This is a genomic window from Marinilabilia rubra, assembly GCF_003121985.1.
Taxonomy (GTDB): Bacteria; Bacteroidota; Bacteroidia; order Bacteroidales; family Marinilabiliaceae; genus Marinilabilia; species Marinilabilia rubra.
On the sequence record NZ_QEWP01000049.1, the window covers coordinates 1 to 1,629 of the forward strand.

Genomic DNA, 1,629 nt, shown 5'->3' on the forward strand with positions numbered 1-1,629 from the left:
GGAGCTTCAACCCGCAGTGGCTGCACCACACGCCAGTTGTCCCGGTAGGATACTATTGGAAGAACAATAGGTTTTATCAAGGCCATTGCCTTGTAAAACAATTATATAGAGCGACATCGTGTCGCAATAACGTCCCGGCTATATGCGCCTGGGCGAGGCTTTCAGGCCAGTTGTGACTTTATCAGCTTGAACGCATGGGAGAGGGTAAAACGAACCTCTCAATATGCTGTGGATGCCACGGCTGGCGTATAATAGCTTTGTTAGCGTTTCGTGCTTGATTTTCTTGATTCATCAATCTAAAAGGATAATAAGGTGTTCTTGATAGATTTATGCACTTTATTGAAGAATAATTTTCCTTCTGTAATTGTATCATCCACGCTTGAACTTGATTTTAAGCCAGAGATGTACTTATCGACTCTATCTACTGAATATTCTATTATATCTTCTGGCATTTTTGTCTTATTGGCATAAATATCATAAAAATTTGAAATTACATAGTAGATTAAAATCGGATGAAGTCTTCCAATTTCTTTCTGCGCTGCCATTTGTTGTGGATAGGAATTAATTATTACATTTAGGGGTACTTGGTGTTGCTCTTGTAAATCATCAAAAATTACAGATTTAAACTTATCATAAAACAACTCTTTCTTTGTATCTAATAAATTAAACAATTCAGGTGCTGCGTAGAAATTGTTTTGAATCATGGATGATGCCAAACAGTAATAAGAATTCTCTGCAGCTACGGAATTTATATCAATGTCACCATTATCTATGAAACGTGCAAAATAGCTAAACGCTTTTCCAATCATCTGGAGTTCACTTGAATCAGAGAATTTAGTTAATATACTTGCACCATTTTTTTGTACATATTTGTAAAGTTCTACAGCGGAATTAAGAAATAAATCATTATTTCTTGTAGATAAACCCCAATTTGCACTTTGCGCTAGATTTATAATTGTTTCCATAGCTTAATTTTTTAGTTCCAAAACATGCCAACCTTTGTAACATAATCAGTGTAATTGGATTCTTCAATTCTATCAACAGTTTCTGCATTTAAATATTCATTGAGAAGTGAGACCCAAATTTCATTTGCGTTACTTTGTTTAAATTTACCAAGTTCATGAGCGGATTTTAAATCGTTTGCTAAAATTTCGTAGTATTCTGGTTTAAAATAAAAAATACAGTCATTACAATTTGGAACCTTAGCTGAAGTAATATCGCCATTTTGTGGTCTAGTAAATAGTTTTTTACCAAATGCTTGAAAAAGCAATGCTAATTCCTGTTCGTTAAATTGTTTCTTTAAATAATGCATTTGTGTGTGTTTTTATGAAATCAATAATTTAACTATGTAAAATGTGTTCTTTCTCGTTTGCATGAACGCTAACGGTTACGTGTATGGTGTCGTTTGGCGATTCGAAGCACGAACCTGTCAAACCGTTACACCGTTTATTAGTTGTAATGCCCTTGAAATTAGCACTATCCGCCAAATGCACTATACACGATGTGTGTGCCCTGCATGAGCAGCAGCGCACCCACACTGGAAGTTCTTGAAAAAGATTAAAAATACAAATCTTTTTCAAGGAACCATAAAGTGCGGGGTGATTTTATCCAGAGGGTGTAAGTCCCTTA

Annotated in this window: 2 protein-coding genes; both read right to left on the reverse strand. The window is 35.1% G+C overall.

Translation table 11 applies throughout. The features are described 5' to 3' along the window. Positions 1 to 296: 296 nt before the first annotated feature. Positions 297 to 965 carry a hypothetical protein gene (locus DDZ16_RS20515; RefSeq protein WP_109266356.1) on the reverse strand — a complete coding sequence of 223 codons (669 nt, stop codon included), beginning with the start codon at positions 963 to 965 and terminating at the stop codon, positions 297 to 299. 11 nt (positions 966 to 976) lie between these two features. After that, positions 977 to 1,312, reverse strand: a complete 336-nt coding sequence (locus tag DDZ16_RS20520; protein WP_109266357.1) for a hypothetical protein — start codon at positions 1,310 to 1,312, stop codon at positions 977 to 979. Between the last annotated feature and the right edge of the window lie 317 nt (positions 1,313 to 1,629).